17 protein-coding genes and 1 tRNA gene are annotated in these 19,246 nt (G+C 68.5%); 6 read left to right on the top strand and 12 right to left on the bottom strand.

All coding sequences use genetic code 11. The features are described 5' to 3' along the window. Window positions 1–49 precede the first annotated feature (49 nt). Together AC1MED_RS07440 and AC1MED_RS07435 are read right to left on the bottom strand one after the other, a co-directional pair. Window positions 50–1,435 (bottom strand): class II 3-deoxy-7-phosphoheptulonate synthase, encoded by a 1,386-nt coding sequence (locus AC1MED_RS07440; protein ID WP_479786605.1) that lies wholly within the window; start codon window positions 1,433–1,435, stop codon window positions 50–52. A gap of 107 nt (window positions 1,436–1,542) precedes the next feature. Further along, window positions 1,543–2,283 carry a lysophospholipid acyltransferase family protein gene (locus tag AC1MED_RS07435; RefSeq protein ID WP_346959080.1) on the bottom strand — a complete coding sequence of 247 codons (741 nt, stop codon included), beginning with the start codon at window positions 2,281–2,283 and terminating at the stop codon, window positions 1,543–1,545. A 111-nt stretch (window positions 2,284–2,394) separates the two neighbouring features. On the opposite strand from AC1MED_RS07435, the gene AC1MED_RS07430 reads away from it, so the two are divergent. From AC1MED_RS07430 to AC1MED_RS07420, 3 genes are read left to right on the top strand one after another with little or no spacing between them, the layout of a single operon-like run. Continuing rightward, entirely contained in the window at window positions 2,395–3,249 is an 855-nt protein-coding gene (locus AC1MED_RS07430; RefSeq protein ID WP_479786239.1) for an alpha/beta hydrolase, read from the top strand. Continuing rightward, on the top strand, window positions 3,246–4,049 hold the full coding sequence (locus AC1MED_RS07425; RefSeq protein WP_479786238.1) for an alpha/beta hydrolase: 804 nt from the start codon (window positions 3,246–3,248) through the stop codon (window positions 4,047–4,049). The genes AC1MED_RS07430 and AC1MED_RS07425 overlap by 4 nt, the downstream gene beginning before the upstream one ends. Continuing rightward, on the top strand, window positions 4,042–4,587 hold the full coding sequence (locus AC1MED_RS07420) for a hypothetical protein (protein ID WP_479786237.1): 546 nt from the start codon (window positions 4,042–4,044) through the stop codon (window positions 4,585–4,587). The genes AC1MED_RS07425 and AC1MED_RS07420 overlap by 8 nt, the downstream gene beginning before the upstream one ends. A gap of 33 nt (window positions 4,588–4,620) precedes the next feature. On the opposite strand, the gene AC1MED_RS07415 is transcribed toward AC1MED_RS07420, so the two are convergent. Further along, the gene (locus AC1MED_RS07415) at window positions 4,621–5,709 is read right to left on the bottom strand and encodes an ROK family glucokinase (RefSeq protein ID WP_479786236.1); all 1,089 of its coding nucleotides are present in this window, start codon (window positions 5,707–5,709) and stop codon (window positions 4,621–4,623) included. Between the two features lie 188 nt (window positions 5,710–5,897). Here AC1MED_RS07415 and AC1MED_RS07410 point away from each other — a divergent pair, with 188 nt between their 5' ends. Next, entirely contained in the window at window positions 5,898–7,718 is a 1,821-nt protein-coding gene (locus AC1MED_RS07410) for an AMP-dependent synthetase/ligase (protein ID WP_479786235.1), read from the top strand. A gap of 83 nt (window positions 7,719–7,801) precedes the next feature. Here AC1MED_RS07410 and AC1MED_RS07405 read toward each other — a convergent pair whose 3' ends face one another. Next, the gene (locus AC1MED_RS07405; protein ID WP_479786234.1) at window positions 7,802–11,197 is read right to left on the bottom strand and encodes a pyruvate carboxylase; all 3,396 of its coding nucleotides are present in this window, start codon (window positions 11,195–11,197) and stop codon (window positions 7,802–7,804) included. Window positions 11,198–11,516: 319 nt separating this feature from the next. On the opposite strand from AC1MED_RS07405, the gene AC1MED_RS07400 reads away from it, so the two are divergent. Next, window positions 11,517–12,371 (top strand): ParA family protein, encoded by an 855-nt coding sequence (locus AC1MED_RS07400; RefSeq protein WP_479786233.1) that lies wholly within the window; start codon window positions 11,517–11,519, stop codon window positions 12,369–12,371. 105 nt (window positions 12,372–12,476) lie between these two features. Here the strand turns inward: AC1MED_RS07400 and AC1MED_RS07395 are convergent, their stop codons facing one another. The 5 genes from AC1MED_RS07395 to gcvH all read right to left on the bottom strand — a co-directional run bounded on the left by AC1MED_RS07395 (window position 12,477) and on the right by gcvH (window position 15,604). Beyond that, window positions 12,477–13,073 (bottom strand): MerR family transcriptional regulator, encoded by a 597-nt coding sequence (locus tag AC1MED_RS07395; protein WP_346959088.1) that lies wholly within the window; start codon window positions 13,071–13,073, stop codon window positions 12,477–12,479. 264 nt (window positions 13,074–13,337) lie between these two features. Further along, window positions 13,338–13,841, bottom strand: coding sequence for a bifunctional nuclease family protein (locus AC1MED_RS07390; protein ID WP_346959089.1), 504 nt, complete (start codon window positions 13,839–13,841; stop codon window positions 13,338–13,340). Continuing rightward, window positions 13,841–14,557: a transcriptional regulator FtsR gene (gene ftsR, locus AC1MED_RS07385; RefSeq protein WP_346959090.1), complete on the bottom strand. Its 717-nt coding sequence runs from the start codon at window positions 14,555–14,557 to the stop codon at window positions 13,841–13,843. Before ftsR ends, AC1MED_RS07390 begins: the two co-directional genes overlap by 1 nt. A gap of 23 nt (window positions 14,558–14,580) precedes the next feature. Beyond that, window positions 14,581–15,054, bottom strand: a complete 474-nt coding sequence (locus AC1MED_RS07380) for an FHA domain-containing protein (RefSeq protein WP_479786232.1) — start codon at window positions 15,052–15,054, stop codon at window positions 14,581–14,583. Window positions 15,055–15,217: 163 nt separating this feature from the next. After that, window positions 15,218–15,604, bottom strand: a complete 387-nt coding sequence (gene gcvH / locus AC1MED_RS07375; protein ID WP_138769663.1) for a glycine cleavage system protein GcvH — start codon at window positions 15,602–15,604, stop codon at window positions 15,218–15,220. 152 nt (window positions 15,605–15,756) lie between these two features. On the opposite strand from gcvH, the gene AC1MED_RS07370 reads away from it, so the two are divergent. Further along, a complete protein-coding gene (locus AC1MED_RS07370) occupies window positions 15,757–16,626 on the top strand; it encodes an Fpg/Nei family DNA glycosylase (RefSeq protein WP_479786231.1) in 870 nt (289 codons plus the stop codon). Between the two features lie 89 nt (window positions 16,627–16,715). Here AC1MED_RS07370 and AC1MED_RS07365 read toward each other — a convergent pair. The 3 genes from AC1MED_RS07365 to AC1MED_RS07355 all read right to left on the bottom strand — a co-directional run bounded on the left by AC1MED_RS07365 (window position 16,716) and on the right by AC1MED_RS07355 (window position 19,205). Further along, window positions 16,716–16,792 (bottom strand) — tRNA-Pro (locus tag AC1MED_RS07365). 167 nt (window positions 16,793–16,959) lie between these two features. Continuing rightward, on the bottom strand, window positions 16,960–18,510 hold the full coding sequence (gene der, locus AC1MED_RS07360) for a ribosome biogenesis GTPase Der (RefSeq protein ID WP_346959094.1): 1,551 nt from the start codon (window positions 18,508–18,510) through the stop codon (window positions 16,960–16,962). Continuing rightward, the gene (locus tag AC1MED_RS07355) at window positions 18,507–19,205 is read right to left on the bottom strand and encodes a lysophospholipid acyltransferase family protein (RefSeq protein WP_479786603.1); all 699 of its coding nucleotides are present in this window, start codon (window positions 19,203–19,205) and stop codon (window positions 18,507–18,509) included. Before AC1MED_RS07355 ends, der begins: the two co-directional genes overlap by 4 nt. Between the last annotated feature and the right edge of the window lie 41 nt (window positions 19,206–19,246).

The following is a 19,246-nucleotide window of genomic DNA, read 5'->3' as shown; positions in this document are numbered from 1 at the left end:
AGCCGAGGCGGTGCTGTTTGCTTGCTGGCGGCCCGACGCCGGCCGCCGCCTAGCGCTTGGCGAGGGCGCCCGCCACCAGGAACGCCATTTCGAGCGACTGCATGTGGTTCAGCCGCGGATCGCAGACCGACTCGTAGCGATCCAGGAACGCGTCCTGGTCGATCGGGTCGGCGCCGCCAAGGCACTCGGCCACATCGTCGCCGGTCATTTCCACGTGCAGTCCGCCCGGGACGGTGCCGAGGCCGTGGTGCACCTCGAAGAACCCGCGCACCTCGTCAATGACGTCGTCGAAGTTGCGGGTCTTGTAGCCGTTCGGCGAGGTGACCGTGTTGCCGTGCATCGGGTCCGTGACCCAGAGGACCTGCGCGCCGGAGGCGGTGACGCGCTCCACGATGGGCGGCAGCTTCTCCCGGATGTTCCCGGCACCCATCCGGGTGATGAAGGTCAGCCGTCCCGGCTCCCGGTTCGGATCCAGCTTGTCGATCAGGCGCAGGGCGTCCTCGCCCGTGGTTGACGGGCCCAGCTTGACGCCGATCGGGTTTCGGACGCGGGACAGGAAGTCGACGTGTGCGTGGTCCAGTTCCCGGGTGCGCTCCCCGATCCAGAGGAAGTGCGCCGAGGTGTCATACGGCAGGCCGGTCCGCGAGTCGATGCGGGTCAGGGCACGTTCGTAGTCCAGCAGCAGGGCCTCGTGGCTGGCGTAGAACTCCACGCGCTTGAGTGCCTCGAAGTCCGCCCCGCACGAGGCCATGAACTTGATGGCCCGGTCAATGTCGCGCGCCAGCGACTCGTAGCGTGCGTGCGCCGGGTTCTCCGTAAAGCCCTTGTTCCACTGGTGGACGAGTCGCAGGTCGGCGAAGCCGCCCTGCGTAAAGGCACGGATCAGGTTCAGGGTCGACGCCGAGGTGTGGTACGCCTTGAGCATCCGGCTGGCGTCGTGGGCGCGCGACTCCGGGGTGAAGTCGTAGCCGTTGACGATGTCGCCGCGGTAGGCCGGCAGCGTGACGCCTTCGCGCGTTTCGTCGTTGGAGGAGCGGGGCTTGGCGAACTGGCCCGCCATGCGGCCCATCTTGATCACGGGCATCGCCGCGCCGTAGGTCAGGACGACGGCCATCTGCAGGATCGTCTTGACCCGGGCGCTGATCTTGTCCGCCGTCGCCGCTTCAAAGGTTTCCGCGCAGTCTCCGCCCTGGAGCAGGAAGGCCTTGCCCTGCGCCGCAGCGGCGAGCCGTTCCCGCAGGATGTCCACCTCGCCGGCAAACACGAGCGGCGGCAGGACCGAGAGTTCCTTCACCGAGGCTTCAAAGACTGCGGGATCGGACCAGCTGGGCTGTTGCGAGGCGGGGAGCTCCCGCCAGTGGTCCAGCCCCGGATAATTCGCGGCACCGCTCTGGGCCGTGCTGGTCAGCGAGCCCAGGGCGGAGCCGGCCAGCATGGAGTTGTTCAGGGACGTTGAAGGCGCAGATAGCTCAGTCACCCTCTAAGGATAGTTGCCTCCGCAGTGAACGGCGGCCCCCGGCGTCATTGACCGCGGGCGCCCCGTCACACAGTCCCGGGCGTCTCCGGTCCCTGGCCGGCGCCGGCGTCGGGCGACTCGGTGGCTTTCCCGGCGAGCCGCAGTTTGACCACGGCGGCGTACTCGTCGACGTACTCCTGGCCGGAGAGCCGCATCAGTTCGTACATGATTTCATCGGTCACGGAGCGCTGGATCAGGCGGTCGTCCTCCATGCCGTAGTAGCGGCTGAAGTCCAGCGGTTCCCCGAAGATCATCCCGATCCGCCGGATATTCGGCATCCGCTTGCCGATCGGCTGGACCTTGTCGGTGCCGATCATCGCGACCGGGATCACCGGGACCCGGGCCTGCAGGGCAAGCCTGGCGACCCCGACCTTCCCGCGGTAGAGCCGGGAATCGGGGCTGCGGGTGCCCTCGGGGTAAATGCCCAGGAGCGAGCCGTTCTTCAGTACGTCCATCCCGGCGTCGAGCGAGCGGGCGGAGGCCGCTCCCCCGGACCGGTCCATCGGCAGCTGGTTGGTCAGGCGGAAAAAGGCGGCGGTCAGTTTGCCTTTGATTCCCTTTCCGGTGAAGTACTCGGACTTGGCCAGGAACACCACGGGCCGCGGCACCATCAGGGGCATGAAGATGGAGTCGGAGAAAGAGAGGTGGTTGGAGGCAAGGATCGCGGCGCCCTCTGCCGGAACGTTGTCCAGTCCCTTGACCCAGGGCCGGAACAGCGACTTCAGGACCGGCCCAAGAACGAACGTCTTCATGAACCAATAAAACACGTGGTGTACCTCTCCGGCAGGCGTCCGGCCGGCCCTTCCTCGGGCCCGGCCGGGACTTCAATGACACCCTACTCTAGTGAGTTTTGCCGCGAACAGTGACACGATGGGCTCATGAGCGAAAGCAGCACTCCGATGACGCCTGCCGCTTATCGCTACCCCGGCCACGGCGCCAACGCGGACACCGGAGTCGCCATCTGCCACGGCTTCACCGGAAGCCCCCTCAGCATCCTGCCCTGGGCCGAACACCTGGCCTCCCAAGGCTTTGCGGTCTCCGTGCCGCTGCTGCCCGGACACGGCACCGACTGGCGGGATCTCGCGCGGTACGACTGGCAGGACTGGTACGGCGCCTTCGAGGCCGCCTACCTGGAGCTGTCCGCCGGGACCCGGTCGTGCTTTGTGGCCGGCCTCTCCATGGGCGGGACCATCGCGCTGCGCACCGCAGCCCGGCATCGCGTCGCCGGCGTCGCCGTCGTCAACCCCGGGCTCAGCTTCTACGACCGCCGGGTGCGCTACATCGGGCTGCTCAAATACCTGCAGCGCACCACGGTCCCGCTCCAGGAGGCGGAGTCGACGGCGGCAACTACGCAGGACGGCGACTATTCGCTGACCCCGCTCGCGGCCGTCCACCAGCTGCGCAAGCTCTTCACCGCGACCCTGCGCGAGCTGCCCGCCGTCGATGCCCCGGCGCTGGTGTTCAAGTCCGACGCCGACGCGGTGGTGCCGCCGTCCTCGCTGGCGCTGCTGCGCGAACGCCTTGGATCGCGGGAGTTTTCCGTGGTACAGCTGCCGGATAGCGGCCACGTCGCCACCCTCGACGTCGACGCCCCTACGATTTTTGCGCGGTCCGCCGGCTTCTTTCGCGGGCACGCAACCACGTCCGCAACCACGTCCGCCGAACAGTCCACCGTCCCCGCCGGCCGCGCGGCGGAAGACCCGCCACAGCCACGAAACCCGGAGCACCCATGAACGCAGCCCCCGACCACTCGCCGTTCAGCAGCCCGTTCACCGGCTCCGGTCCCCGGACCGGCGTGGTGGTGTCCCACGGTTTCACCGGCAGCCCGCACGGCGTCCGGGCGTGGGCTGAATTCCTGGCCGGGGCCGGCTACGCCGTCCGGATGCCTCTTTTGCCCGGGCACGGCACCAGCTGGCAGGAGCTGGCCCGGACACGCTGGCAGGACTGGCATGCGGGGCTGGACGCGGCGTACCTGGAGCTGGCCGGGGAGTGCGACCACGTGGTGGTGGCCGGGCTCTCCATGGGCGGGGCGCTGGCGCTGCGGCTGGCGGCCACCCGCCCGGTGGCGGGGGCAGTGCTGGTCAACCCCGGCCTGGTGATCGATGATCCCCGTGCCCCGCTGGCCGGAATCCTTAAGTTCGTGCTCAAAAGCACTCCGGCGATCGCCAACGACATCCTCAAGGAGGGCGTGGATGAGGGCGCCTACCCGCGGACCCCGGTCGCGGCGGCCCACGAGTTGAACAAGATGTTCAAGGACACCGTGCGGCTGCTGCCGCGGATCACCGCCCCGGTCCGGGTCTACCGGTCCGCGGTGGACCACGTCGTCTCCGACACCAGCCTGGCGGCCCTGCGCCGCGGACTGAGCAACGCCCCGCTGGAGGTGATCCGGCTGGAGAACAGCTACCACGTGGCTACCATGGACAACGACGCGCCCCGCATCTTCCGCGGCACGGCCGACTTCATCCGGTCGGTGGTGGAAGGCCACAACCCGGGTGCCCCCAGCGCCAGCCAGAAAGAAACGGCAGATGACTAGATCCGATCCCGACTCCCCCGATCCTGATTCCCCGGACCCGGGCGCCAGCCAGGACGACGCCGTCTGGCTGGATCTGGTCGCCAGGCTTGAGGGCACCGATTCCGGACCTGCCGCCGGCCCCGCTGCCGGAGCCCCGGCCGCGCGGTCCTTCCGCGACTTCGACCCGCTGGGCCTCGCGGCGCCGCCGCCGCTGGAGCCCCCGGCCGCGCGGCGGCCGGACTCCCCGGGCATCGTGGACGACGCTCCGGCGGGCCGGGGCACCCTGACCGGCCCGCGGGACTACGAGCCGGATGACGACGACGGCGCGTTCGTCCCCGAGGAACCGCCCAGCCTGGCCGGGTCCGATCCCCTGACGGTGCTGGCCTGGCTGGGGGCCGTCGGCGGCCCTGTCGCGCTGTTGCTCTCCGTCATCTTCTGGCGGTCCGCACCGCTGCTGGCGATCGTCGGCATGGTGGCCGCTTTCGCAGCCTCGGTGGTCTTCCTGATCATGAAGCTGCCGCAGGAAAAGGACGAGGACGACGACGGGGCCCGTGTCTAGCCTTCCTGCTGCCCGGCCGGCGGCGGGCCGGCGCTAGCTGCGCATCCGGCTGCTGACCCGGGAGAGGTCCGCGGCGCCGATCAGTCCGGCGTTCGGCCCCAGGGCCGCAAGTTCGATCCCGGCTGCCGGGCGGAAGCCGCGGCCGGTCAGGTTCCGGGCGAAAGCCTTCCGTGCCGGGGCCACGACTAGTTCGCCGGCGTCGCAGAGTCCACCGCCGATCACAAAGGTGCCCGGGTCCAGGGCCGCTGCCAGGTTCGCGAGCCCAAGCCCCAACCACTCCCCTACCTCTTCGAGCAATTCACGGGCGGTGGGATCGCCGGCCTTGGCGAGCTCCGTCACGATCACGCCCGTGATCCGTTCGGCGTGGCCGTCCACTGCCTTCAGCAGTTCCTGGGCCACCGGCGAGTTCGCCGCGGCCAGTTCCCGGGCCTCCCGTCCGAGCGCGTTGCCTGAGGCGTACTGTTCCCAGCAGCCGCGGTTGCCGCACTCGCAGCGGTGGCCGCCGGGCATGATGATCTGGTGGCCGAATTCGCCGGCGACGCCGAACCGTCCGCGCTCCAGCCGGCCGTCCATCACCATGGCCCCGCCGATGCCGGTGCCGAGGGTGATGCAGACCAGCCGGCTCTCGCCCCGGCCGGCGCCAAAGCGCCACTCCGCCCAGCCGGCGGCGTCGGCGTCGTTGGTCAGCAGCACCGGGCGGCGCAGCAGCCGCTGCAGGTTTTCGCGCAGCGGCTCGTTGCGCCAGGCAAGGTGCGGGCTGAACAGCACGGTGGCGCCGTCCAGGTCCATCCAGCCGGCTGCTCCGATCCCGACCGACCCGATGCGGTGGCCGCGGCCCAGTTCCTCCACGAGTTCCACGATCACCTGCTCCACGGCGCGCGGATCGTTGCCCGGCGTTGACCGCCTCGCCTGGCTGAGGATGCGCCCCTCGGCATCCACCACGCCGGCCGCCACCTTGGTGCCGCCGATGTCGACGCCAATCGCCAGGCCCTTACGTCCGAGCCGCAGGTGTCCGCGGTAGGCGCCCGCCTCCGCCGCGCCGGGAAAGCCCCGCGCCCTGCGCCGCCAGGCGGCCGTCCTGCGCTGCGGTGCGGGCTGTTGCCCGGGTGTTGGTATATGCATCGTGTCCCATTCTAGGGGCCGCAGGAGTAAGCGCAGCCGGGCACCGGCTCTGTCCCGAAGTGGCGCAACCGGGCCCCTGACCGTAAAGTTACTCGCCAGTAGGTGAGGTGGAACACACCCCCGCGGGGGCCACATACTACTGTTAGTCGTACCCCCCTTGCGGGTCAATGGATATCAAAGGAGCTATCGTGCGAGAAATCAGTGTCCCGCCCCTGGTCACCGTCCCACCGGAAACGAACATCACGGACCTGGTGCTGCGCCAAGCCGCCAAGGCGTCCAACCCGGCCCTGTTCTCACGGCTCGACGCCGCAGGCCAGTGGCAGGACGTCCGGGCCACCGATTTCCTCGCCGACGTCTCCCTGCTCGCCAAGGGCCTGATGGCCAGCGGCGTGGGGGCCGGCGACCGCGTCGGCATCATGTCCCGCACCCGGTACGAATGGGCCCTCGTCGACTTCGCGATCTGGTTCGCCGGTGCCGTCTCCGTGCCGATCTACGAGACGTCCTCCCCCTCGCAGGTGGCCTGGAACCTCGGCGACTCGGGCGCCGTCGCCGCCTTCGGCGAATCGGCCCACCACGAGGACATCATCCGGCAGGCAGCGACCTCCGAGGGCCTGACCGGCCTGAGGCACGTCTGGCAGCTCGAAGGGGACGCCCTGGACGAGGTCCGCGCCGCCGGCACCGGCATCAGCGACGAGGAACTGGAAGCCCGCCGCAGCCAGGCCTCCCTGAAGGACCTCGCCACGATCATCTACACCTCAGGCACCACCGGGCGTCCGAAGGGCTGCGAGCTGACCCACGGCAACTTCGTGGAGCTTTCCGACAACGTACTGGCCACGTCGCTGGGCCAGATCGTCCAGGAGCAGGCGCGGACCATCATGTTCCTGCCGCTGGCGCACGTCTTTGCCCGCTTTATCTCGGTGCTGGCGGTGGCGGCCGGCGTCACCGTTGCGCACACTCCCGACATCAAGAACCTGCTGCCGGACCTGCAGAGCTACAAGCCGACCTTCATCCTCGCGGTGCCGCGGGTCTTCGAAAAGGTCTACAACTCCGCCCTGACCAAGGCCGAGGACGCTGGCAAGGGCGCCATCTTCCACCGCGCCGCGGACACCGCCATCGCGTATTCGCGGGCCCGCCAGGCCGGCAAAGTGGGGCTGGGCCTCAAGCTCAAGCACACTTTGTTCGACAAGCTCGTCTACGGCAAGCTCCGCGCCGCCATGGGCGGCCAGGTGGCGCACGCGGTCTCCGGCGGCGGCCCGCTCGGCGCCCGGCTCGGCCACTTCTTCCAGGGCATCGGCCTGCAGATCCTCGAAGGCTACGGCCTGACCGAGACCACCGCACCGGTCACGGTCAACACGCCGTCGCTGATCAAGATCGGCACCGTCGGCGCACCGATCCCAGGCAACGCCGTGAAGATCGCCGACGACGGCGAGATCCTCGCCAAGGGCGTCTGTGTGATGCGGGGCTACTTCAACCGCGAGGACCTCACGGCCGAGACCTTCGAGGACGGCTGGTTCCGCACCGGCGACATCGGCCAGCTGGACGAGCAGGGCTTCCTGACCATCACCGGCCGGAAGAAGGAAATCATCGTTACCGCCGGCGGCAAGAACGTGGTGCCGGCGCTGCTGGAGGACCAGATCCGCGCCGACGCGCTGGTCTCGCAGGTCCTCGTGGTGGGCGACAACCGCCCGTTCATCGGCGCGCTCGTGACGCTCGATGAGGAGGCACTGCCGGGCTGGCTGCAACGCCACGGCCTCCCGGCGTCGACCACCGTCGCCGAGGCCACCGGAAACCCGGCCGTCACCGCGGCGGTCCAGGAGCTCATCAACCGCGCGAACCAGTCCGTATCGCAGGCCGAGGCCATCAAGTCCTTCCGGATTGTGCCCTCCGATTTCACCGAAGCCTCCGGCCACCTGACGCCGTCCATGAAGGTCAAGCGCGCCCAGGTGATGAAGGACTTCGAGAACGTGATCGAGGAGATGTACTCCGCGAAGCGAAGCACCCACGCCTAATACCCCGCACCACGAAGCACCACAGAAAGGGCTCCCCCGGCCGAAGCCGGAGGAGCCCTTCTGCTATGCCGCGGCCGGCTGCGCTATTCGACGACCAGCAGCAGGTCCCCGCCCTGGACCTGCTCGACCGCACCGACGGCGAGCCGCGCCACGGTGCCGGCCACCGGCGTCGTGATGGAGGCTTCCATCTTCATGGCCTCGATGGTCGCGACCGTGTCCCCGGCCTTGACCGCGTCGCCGGCCTTGACGGTCAGGGTGACGGCGCCGGCGAACGGAGCGGCGACCTGGCCCGGCTGGGAGGAGTCGGCCCGCTCGGCGGCCTTGACGTTGCTCACCACGGAACGGTCACGGACCACCACGGGCCGGGACTGTCCGTTGAGCGTGCACATCACGGTGCGCATGCCCTTCTCGTCCGGTTCGGAGACGGCCTCCAGCGAGGCGATCAGCCGGACGCCCTTCTCCAGTTCGATCTCGTGTTCGGCGCCGCGCTGCAGGCCGAAGAGGTAGTCGCGGGTGTCCAGCACAGACAGGTTGCCGTAGGACTCGACGCTCTTCTGGTAGTCCTTGGTGGGCCCGGCGAAGAGCAGGCGGTTGAGGGTCTGCTGGACCGTCCTGGAGTCGCCCTTGAGCGCCGCGCTGTCCTCGGCGCTGAGCTCGACGTCGCGGACCTTGACGCTGCGGCCCTGCAGGGCCTTGGTCCGGAAGGGTTCCGGCCAGCCGCCGGGAGGGTCACCGAGTTCGCCGGAGAGGAAGCCGATCACCGAGTCCGGGATGTCGTACTTCTGCGGGTTCTCGTTGAAGTCCGCCGGGTCGGCGTTGAGGCCCACCAGGTGCAGGGCCAGGTCGCCTACCACCTTGGAGGAGGGCGTGACCTTTACGAGCCGGCCGAGGATCCGGTCCGCTGCGGTGTACATATCCTCGATCGCCTCGAAGCGTTCACCGAGTCCGAGTGCGATCGCCTGCTGGCGCAGGTTGGAGAGCTGGCCGCCCGGGATCTCGTGCTGGTAGACGCGGCCGGTGGGGCCCGGCAGTCCCGATTCGAACGGCGCGTAGACGCGGCGCACCGCTTCCCAGTAGGGCTCCAGGGCGCACACACTGGCCAAATTCAAGCCGGTGTCGCGCGGGGTGTGGGCCAGCGCCGCAACGAGCGCCGACGCGGACGGTTGGCTGGTGGTCCCGGCCAGCGAGGCGGAGGCCACGTCGACGGCGTCCACGCCCGCGTCCACGGCGGCCAGCAGGGTGGCCAGCTGGCCGCCTGCGGTGTCGTGGGTGTGCAGGTGCACCGGCAGGTCGAACTTCTCCCGCAGGGCCGCCACCAGGCGGGCAGCGGCCGCCGGGCGCAGCAGGCCGGCCATGTCCTTGATCGCGAGGATGTGCGCGCCGGCGTCGACGATCTTCTGGGCCAGGTCCAGGTAGTAGTCGAGGGTGTACAGCTTTTCGTCCGGGTCGAGCATGTCCGCGGTGTAGCAGAGGGCCACCTCGGCCACGGCGGTGCCGGTTTCGCGGACGGCGCGGATCGCCGGGGCCATCTGGTTGACGTCGTTGAGGGCGTCGAAGATGCGGAAGATGTCGATGCCGGTCGCGGCGGCCTCGTTGACGAAGGCCACGGTCACCTCTTCCGGGTACGGGGTGTAGCCCACCGTGTTCCGGCCGCGGAGCAGCATCTGCAGGCAGGTGTTCGGCAGCGCCTTGCGCAGCGCGGCCAGGCGGTCCCAGGGGTCCTCGCCGAGGAAGCGCAGGGCGACGTCGTACGTCGCACCGCCCCAGGCCTCGACCGAGAGCAGCTCCGGCAGCAGCCTGGACACGGCCGGCCCGGCCGCCACGAGGTCACGGGTCCGGACCCGGGTGGCCAGCAGGGACTGGTGCGCGTCGCGGAAGGTGGTGTCCGTGACAGCGACGGCATCCTGGCCGCGGAGGGCCTTGGCGAAGCCCTCCGGACCGAGCTCAAGCAGCCGCTGCCGGGACCCGGCGGGCGCCTCACCCTCCGGCAGGGCGGGCAGCTTGTCGGCCGGGTCGGTGTGGACCGTGAGCTCGCCGTTGGGCTTGTTGACCGTGACCTCGGCGAGCCAGGTCAGCAGTTTGGTGCCGCGGTCCGCGGAGACGCGGGCCTTGAGCAGTTCGGGGCGTTCGTCGATGAACGAGGTGGCGACGTCGCCGGCAATGAAGTCCGGATCGTCCAGGACGGCCTGGAGGAAGGAGATGTTGGTGGACACGCCGCGGATCCGGAACTCGGCGAGGGCGCGCCGGGCGCGGGCGACGGCGGTCGGGTAGTCACGGCCGCGGCAGGTCAGCTTGACCAGCATGGAGTCGAAGTGCGGGCTGATCTCGGCGCCGGAGTACACGGTGCCGCCGTCGAGCCGGACACCGGCGCCGCCGGCGGAGCGGTAGCCGGTGATCTTTCCGACGTCGGGCCGGAAACCGTTGGCCGGGTCCTCGGTGGTGATGCGGGACTGCAGTGCGGCGCCGTTGAGCTTGACGGTCTCCTGCGAGAGGCCCAGATCGGCGAGGGTCTCCCCCGAGGCGATGCGCAGCTGCGCCTGGACGAGGTCGACGTCGGTGACTTCCTCGGTGACGGTGTGCTCGACCTGGATGCGCGGGTTCATCTCGATGAAGACGTGCTGGCCGGCCCGCTCGCCCACGGTGTCGACGAGGAACTCCACGGTGCCGGCGTTGACGTAGTTCAGGGCCTTCGCAAATTTCACGGCGTCCCGGTACAGCGCCTGGCGGATGCCCTCGTCGAGGTTCGGCGCGGGGGCGATCTCGATCACCTTCTGGTGGCGGCGCTGGATCGAGCAGTCGCGCTCGAAGAGGTGCATAACATTGCCCTCGGCGTCGGCGAGGATCTGCACTTCGATGTGGCGCGGGCGCAGGACCGCCTGCTCCAGGAACATGGTGGGATCGCCGAAGGCGGCGTCAGCCTCGCGCATGGCGGCCTGCAGGGCCTCGGGCAGCGCCTCCCGGGTGTCCACCCGGCGCATGCCGCGGCCGCCGCCGCCGGCGACAGCCTTCGCGAAGATGGGGAAACCGATCTCGTCCGCCGCGGCGATGAGTTCGTCCAGGTCCTTGGACGGCTGGCTGGACTTGAGCACCGGGACTCCGGCCTTGCGGGCGGCCTCGAGCGCGGCGACCTTGTTTCCGGCGAGCTCCAGGACCTCCGCCGGCGGCCCGACAAAGGTGATGCCGGCCGCGGCGGCAGCGCGGGCCAGGTCGGGGTTCTCAGAGAGGAAGCCGTAGCCGGGGTAGATCGCGTCGGCGCCCGCCTCCTTCGCCACGCGGACAACCTCGTTGACATCGAGGTACGCCCGGACCGGGTGGCCTTCTTCGCCGATCAGATACGCCTCATCCGCCTTCTGGCGGTGGATCGAGTTGCGGTCCTCGGTAGGGAACACTGCAACGGTCTTGGCACCCAGCTCGTAGCTGGCGCGGAAGGCGCGGATGGCGATTTCGCCGCGGTTGGCCACCAGAATCTTGGAAAACATACTTCTCCTGCATCATCGCGGGTGGTTCGGTAAGTCGTCACAGTTTCTAGGACCGGTGTGCGCAAACACAAATCATTGTGGCGCCCGTCACAGCATTATGCGTCATTTCGCCCGCAACAGGCAGATCACCGCGATTGCGGCGGCGCCCCAACGGTCCGGGCGGCCGCCGGGCCGGACGGGACGGCCCGATGAGAAAGGTTTCGGCGGCGCATCAACATATGATGAGTTGGTGGGTGGCGCATGCACGCCCCGGTCCGAAGGAACGCACGGGCCGGCACGACCCAGTCCCGGCAACCGGCGTTAGGTATTGGTTTTTCAAGTGCAAGTAGTCAGCATCAGCAGCCTCAAAGGCGGTGTCGGCAAGACCTCGGTGACAACCGGGCTGGCCTCGGCCGCCCTCGCAGCCGGCATTCCCACCCTCGTGGTCGATCTTGACCCGCACGCGGACGCGAGCACGGCCCTCGGCGTCCGGCCCGGCGACCAGCTGGACATCGGCCGCATGCTCAAGGCCCCGCGCCGGGCCCGCCTGGCCGACAACGTCGTCCCCAGCGGCTGGGTGGAACGCGCCGGCGAAGCGTCCTCCCGCGGTGCCGCGGCGCCGGTGCTGGACGTTGCCATCGGCTCCGCGTACACCGGGATCTACGACCGGCCCGACCTGGGCCGCCGCGACCTGCGCCGGCTCTCCACGGTGCTGGCCGGCGCCGGTCACTACGAGCTCGTGCTGGTGGACTGCCCGCCCTCGCTGAACGGGCTGACCCGGATGGCATGGTCTGCCAGCGACAAGGTGGCCCTGGTTGCCGAGCCGGGGCTGTTCTCCGTCGCGGGCACCGAGCGCACCATGCGGGCAATCCAGCTCTTCCGGCAGGAATTCGCACCCGGCCTTTCGCCTGCGGGCATTGTGGCCAACCGGGTCCGCAGCGGTTCCGCGGAGCACAGCTTCCGCCTGGCCGAGATGCAGTCCATGTTCGGCGAACTGCTGCTGAGCCCGCACATCCCGGAGCAGGCCAACTGGCAGCAGATCCAGGGCGCCGCCCACTCGGTGCATCACTGGCCCGGGGACTCGGCCAAGAACGCCGCCGCGCTGTTCGACTCGCTGCTGGCCAACCTGATGGGGACCGGACGCACCGGGGAGCTGGTGTCCGCCGGGACGGTGCGTGACCGGAGCCAGCGCTAGCACTGCAAACAAAAAGCAACGCGGAGCCACGTCGCGTCTATCCACCACGGTGTGATGGACGCCAAGTGACCCCGCGTTGCTTTGCGGAAGGGGTGGTGCGCCGTGCTATCCGATTTTGCGGGCGGCGCGGCGCTTGCTGAGTTCGTCGTCCGGGAAGGACTGGTCCGCGGCGTGTTCGCTCGGAAGGGACGCGAGGCTTCCTTCCACTTCGCGCCAGACCCGGCCGACGGCGATGCCAAAGACACCCTGCCCGCCCTGGACCAGGTCAATGACCTCATCCGCCGAGGTGCACTCGTAAACGCTGGCGCCGTCGCTCATCAGGGTGATCTGGGCAAGGTCCTCGACCCCGCGCTCCCGGAGGTGCTCCACTGCGGAGCGGATCTGCTGCAACGAGACGCCGGTGTCGAGGAGCCGCTTGACGACCTTGAGGACCAGGATGTCGCGGAAGCCGTAGAGCCGCTGTGAGCCGGAACCGGCAGCGCCGCGCACGGCAGGCTCGACAAGTCCGGTGCGTGCCCAGTAGTCGAGCTGGCGGTAGGTGATCCCGGCCGCCTTGCAGGCCGTCGGGCCGCGGTAGCCCGCGTCTTCGTCCAGGACAGGAAGATCCTCGGTGAAGAGCAGGCCCTGCGCGCCGCTCGCGGGCACGGCAACGCCTGCCGTCGAGGCCTGCTTGAGCTCGCCTGCTTCGCCTTTCGGACTCACGTGGATCCTCCTTGTCATGAGTTCCCGCGGGAACTTGCAGCAACAACACGCGGTCCGGGACCGGTGTCGGACCGACACGGCACGAAAATCATTCGTGTAATTTCGGATCCGGCTGCACTGTCCAGTGTGACTTGCGCTGCTGTTGTATGCAATGGGAACTTGTACCTCCGACGTTAGGCCTGCCGGGGCCCAAGGTCAAAGACGTTGGGGGTATTGCGGGGGCGTGTCGAAACTTTCGACCCCAACTTTAAGCTTGGGCCGGTTTCAGCCGGCAAAATCCTCGGGCTCGACGTCGTCAAGGAACTCCCGGAAACGCCGCAGCTCGCCCTCTTCGTCGACGGCGGGCCCGGGCTGGGCCGCCTCGCCGTCGTCGTGTTCGGTGATCCGCACTCCGGCCTCCTCCATCACCGAATCCGCACACCAGATCCGGCACTTGGCCCGCAGGGCCAGGGCCAGCGCGTCCGAGGCCCGGGAGCTGACGGTGGTGCCGTCCTCGAACTGCAGCTGGCCGTAGAAGATGTTGTCCTCGACGGCCACGATGTTCACGCTGACGATCGTGTGGCCCAGCGCCTCGACCACGTCCACCAGTAAATCGTGAGTCATCGGCCGCGGCGGGACGACGCCCTGCTGGGCCAGGGCGATGGCGCTGGCTTCCGGGGTGCCGATCCAGATCGGGACGTGGCGCTCACCGTGCATCTCCTTGAGCAGGACCAGCGGCTGGTTCGACGGCAGTTCGATCCGTACGCCTACGATCTCCACCTCAATCATCAGCTGTCCATCCTTGAGATGCGGTCCTGGACCAGGGCGCGGTGCAGCGACAGGCAGAGTTCGCTGATTTCACGGGCGGCCTCCGCGGCTCGGGCATGCGAGGCGGCGTCCTTGCGCGAGGTCAGGGTGGCCACCGCGCGTTCCACCAGCCCGAATTCGCGTTCCGCGGCGGCCTGGAAGGGCCGCAGGTGGCGCGGTTCCAGGCCATGGCCCTCCAGCTGGACACAGGCCCGGGCAACCTGCAGCGCGTGTTCGTCGAATTTGCCGTTGACGTGCCCGATCAGGCCGAAGCTCAGCAGGGACTCGAGCAACGGGACGCTGGCCCCGGACTCGGCGCGGAGCTGCTCCTCGCTGAGCAGACGCACCCGGTTGTTCAGTTCGGCGGCAAGCTGGTCCGAGACGATCCGCGGTGAGACCGTGACGCCGGGCGGCAGGTTGTCCGGCCGTTCGCCGCGGTCGATCGCGTCAAGGTAGTCCTTGATGACCTTCAGCGGCAGGTACTGGTCCCGCTGCAGGGCCAGCACGAAGCGGAGCCGTTCGACGTCGCTCTCCGAGTACTGCCGGTAACCCGCGGGGGTCCGTTGCGGGTTGATGAGTCCCTTTTCTTCAAGGAACCTGATTTTCGACGCCGTCATGTTGGGGAAGTCGTCGCTCAGTTGAGCCAGGACCTCCCCGATGTTCAGGACCTGGGGTCCGCGCCGTTCGGCTTGTGCCATGGCCACAGGCAACTACCCCGATATCAGACGTTGCCTGCGGTACGGGCAGGGCTGAGGTAGAAGGTGAGCCGGAACTTGCCGATCTGCACCTCGTTACCGGACTTCAGCTCCACGCTGTCGACACGGTCGTGGTTGACGTAGGTGCCGTTCAGGCTCCCGGTGTCCACAACTTCGAAGCTGCGCGCCGTGCGGCGGAATTCGACGTGGCGGCGCGAGACCGTGACGTCGTCAAGGAAAATGTCGGCGTCGGGGTGGCGGCCCGCCGTCGTGACGTCCGAGTCAAGCAGGAAACGGGCGCCGGAGTTGGGACCGCTGTGAGCCACCAGCAGGGCGGACCCGGCCGGCAGGGATTCGACGGCCGAGCGTTCCTCGGCCGAAACCTTCGGGGTGATGGTGGGCTCATCGCGCACAGGGGTGAGATGGATCGATGTGGTCTCCGAGGCTTTCACTCCACCCGTGCCGTAGTCACCGGTGTCGTTCTGTCCGTGCCGAACCATTGAGTCCTCCTCATTCGTTGCAGGTGTCCCCCCTGCAAACAACGCATGCCGTCCGGAAAAGCCTGGCAGATCCGGTAGTCAGTCCCCCGGCCGGCCACCGGTCCAATCAATTGCTGTGTCCAACAACTGACGTGTCCAGTAACACGGCCCGGAGGCCTTCCCTTTAGCCTACCTGCTGTTCGTACTCCGATGCACTGAGCAATGACTCGACGGCGTCGGCTTCCGCGAGCTTGATTTCGATCAGCCAGCCCTCGCCGTACGGATCGGAGTTGATCAGGGCGGAATCGGTGTCCAGCGCCTCGTTGCGGGCCACCACTTCGCCGCTGACCGGGGCGTAGATGTCGCTGACGCTTTTGGTGGATTCGACCTCCCCGACGACGTCGTTGGCCTTGATGTCGGTGCCGACCTCCGGCATCTGGGCGTAAACGACGTCCCCCAGCGCGTCCTGGGCAAAATCCGTGATCCCTACGCGCACGACGCCGTCGGCATTCGGGGCGGAAACCCATTCGTGTTCGGCGGTGTAGGACAGCTCTTCGGGAATGATGCTCATGGCGGGCCTTTCGTCGGGTCAATCACCAAGGTCGACGGCGGCCGATCGGACGGGCCGCCGCTGAAAGTATAGGCATATCCGGCCGGGCCCGGGAGGACTCTGGCATGATGGGGCCATGGCAGCATGTGCACCCGTTCCGGCCGGATTTGGCCATGCCTGAGCTACCCGAAGTGGCGGCCCTGGCGGACTTCCTGGACACGCGCCTGCGCGGAACAGTCCTGACGAAAGTCCAGATCGTCTCCTTCGCAGTGCTGAAGACGGCGGATCCCCCCATCTCCGAGTTGGAGGGCAGGACCGTGACCGGGGTGCGCCGGCACGGCAAGTTCGTGGATCTGGAGGCCGGCGGGCTGCATCTCATTTTCCACCTGGCCCGGGCGGGCTGGGTCCGGTTCACCGACGCGCCCACCGGCACACCGCTGAAAATGGGCAGCGGCCATCTCGCGGCCCGGCTGTCCTTCTCCAGCGGGGCCGGACCGCTCGACCTGGACTTGACCGAGGCCGGCACGAAGAAGAGCCTGGCGGTTTACCTGGTACGCGGCCCCTCCGACGTCCCGGGGATCGCGGCTCTCGGCCCGGATCCGTTCAGCCCCGGGTTCGACGTCGACGCGCTGGCCGGAATCCTGGCGGCCAGCAACCAGCAGATCAAGGGGGTGCTGCGCAGCCAGGGCGTGATCGCCGGAATCGGGAACGCCTACAGCGATGAGATTCTGCACGCGGCCCGGACGTCCCCGTTCGCCATCGCCAGCTCCCTGGACCGGTCCGCGGTGCAGCGACTGTATGACGCCATCCACGAAGTGCTGGGAACCGCGCTGGCGGAGGCTGGCGGCAAACCGCCCAGCGAACTGAAGGACACGAAGCGGAGACATATGCGGGTGCATGGCCGCGCCGGCGAAGTGTGCCCCGTCTGCGGAGGCACGGTGCGCGAGGTTTCCTTTGCCGACACCGCGCTGCAGTACTGCCCTGCCTGTCAAACGAAAGGCAAGATCCTGGCCGACCGCCGGACGTCGCGCTTTTTGAAGTAGGGGCTTCTAGAGCGGGCGCGTTCTCAATCTTGCGGTTAAATACAGAAAACCCCGCCATTCCGTTGCCGGAATGGCGGGGTGCTTTCTGTTGGTCGGGCTGACAGGATTTGAACCTGCGACCCCTTGACCCCCAGTCAAGTGCGCTACCAAGCTGCGCTACAGCCCGCTGGTTCCGCCGTTCTCCGCTCTTGAAGATCTCCTGTTGTTATCCAAAGGATTTCATCCGAGCAGTCCGGCCGAACCACCTCCAAAAGCTTACACGATTCCGGAGGGTGCCCGTGACACTTTCAGCATGTCACGGGAACTTTTTCCCTCGGCGGGCGCGTGTCGGAATTAACGCTTCTTGCCGCGCTTTTCCCGGACCCGCATGTTGACCTCGATCGGCGTGCCCTCGAAGCCGAAGGTTTCGCGGAGCCGGCGCGTGATGAAGCGGCGGTAGCCGGGGTCCAGGAACCCGGTGGTGAAGAGCACGAACTTCGGCGGCCGGCTCGAGGCCTGGGTGCCGAAAAGGATGCGGGGCTGCTTGCCGCCGCGGACCGGGTGCGGGTGGGCCGCCACCAGTTCGCCGAGGAACGCGTTAAGGCGTCCGGTGGGGATGCGCTTGTCCCAGCTCTCCAGCGCGGTGTCCAGGGCCGGGACCAGCCGGTCCTTGTGCCAGCCGGTCTTGGCCGAGATGTTCACGCGCGGGGCCCACGCCACGTGCGCCAGGTCCTGTTCGATTTCGCGTTCCAGGTAGGTGCGGCGTTCGTCGTCGAGCAGGTCCCACTTGTTGAACGCGAGCACCAGCGCGCGGCCGGACTCGATCGCCAGCTGCAGGATGCGCACGTCCTGCTCGCTGAGCACCTCGTCCACGGCGAGGAGCACGACGGCGACCTCCGCCTTTTCGAGCGCGCTCTGGGTGCGCAGCGAGGCGTAGAAGTCCGCGCCCTGGGCCATGTGCTGGCGGCGGCGGATGCCTGCCGTGTCCACGAAGCGCCAGGTCCGGCCGCCGAGTTCGATGAATTCATCGACCGGGTCGCGGGTGGTGCCGGCAGTGTTGTCCACGACGACGCGTTCGGAGCCGGCCAGCTTGTTCAGCAGCGAGGACTTGCCGACGTTCGGCCGGCCGATCAGCGCGATCCGGCGGGGTCCGCCGCTGCGCTCGAGGCCTTCGATGGTGGAGAATTCCGGCAGCGTGTCCATGACGTGGTCGAGCAGGTCGGCGACGCCGCGGCCGTGCAGCGCCGAGACCGGGTACGGCTCGCCGAAGCCGAGGCCCCAGAGCGCGGCCGAGTCGGCTTCCTGGGCGAAGTCGTCCACCTTGTTGGCCACCATGATGACCGGCTTCTTGGACTTGCGCAGCATCTTCATGACGCCCTCGTCCGTGGCGGTCGCGCCAACGGCGGAGTCCACCACGAACAGCACGGCGTCGGCGAGTTCCACGGCCATCTCGGCCTGCTCGGCGACGCGGGCGTGGATGCCGCGGGCGTCGTGCTCCCAGCCGCCGGTGTCGACGACGGTGAAGTTCCGGCCGTTCCAGTGTGCGGAGTACATCACGCGGTCACGGGTGACGCCGGGGGTGTCTTCGACCACGGCTTCGCGGCGGCCCAGGATGCGGTTGACCAGGGTGGACTTGCCGACGTTGGGGCGGCCGATGATGGCCAGCACCGGGTCAAGCTTGACCGGGCCGTCGAAATCCTCGTCCTCGTAGCGGCCGCTGAGCAGGGCCGCGTCTTCCTCGTCCAGCTCGTAGTCGTCCAGGCCGGCCCGGAGCGAGGCCGCGCGGAGCTCGGCTTCCTCGTCGTCCAGGGCGGCAAGATTCTCCGCCACCTGGTCCGTGCCGGTGGGCGTGTATTCGTCTTCGCCGGCGCCAAAATGGCCGGGGGTTTGAGTCGTATCGCTCATTGCACTTTCCTTTGGTGGTGATCTGCCGGCGTCCCGGCTACTGCTGTCTGTCGTTCTTGCGGGGAATCCGCGTCGGGCAGTCCCTGCCCGCTGTACTGAATTGTGTCCTGGACGTGGCGCGCCAGTGCGGCGCGGATCTCGGTTCCCACCCTGTCCATTGAAGCACGCCCGGTCTCGCCGGGCCTGCGGCTTACGGTGAGGGCACCGCCGAAGCTGACCTGCAGCCGCCGGCCGGGCCGGGGAACGGCGTTGAGGTGCTCGCCGCTGATCCTGGTTCCCAGGATGGCCACCGGGATGACGGTCGCGCCGGAGTTCAGCGCGAGCCAGGCCACGCCGTTGTTGATCGCCGCCGCCTCTCCGCTCCCCCGCGTGCCTTCGGGCAGGATCCCGACGCACCGTCCGGCGTCGAGGACACTTTTAGCCCGTTCCAGCGCCGTCCGGTCCCCCGAGCGGTCCACCGACAGCTGGCCGGAAGCCCTCAGGACCAGGCCGAGGAACCCCTTGAACATCTCCTTCTTGACGAAGATGTGCATGGGCCGCGGCGCGGCGCCGAACATGACCGGGCCGTCGAGGAAACTGATGTGGTTCCCGGCGAAGATCACCGGTCCGGCCGCCGGAACGTTGGCGCGGCCCCTGACGGTGGTCCGGTACACCAGGTGGTCCAGCAGCCAGCCGACCGGACGGCTCCAGGCCATGGTCCCGAAGAGGTACCAGCGGCCGGGAAGCTGCGCCCCGG

The organism is Arthrobacter sp. BI5, from assembly GCF_056680065.1.
The sequence above is the reverse complement of the archived record's forward strand: the minus strand, read 5'-3'. Positions and strand labels throughout refer to the sequence as shown.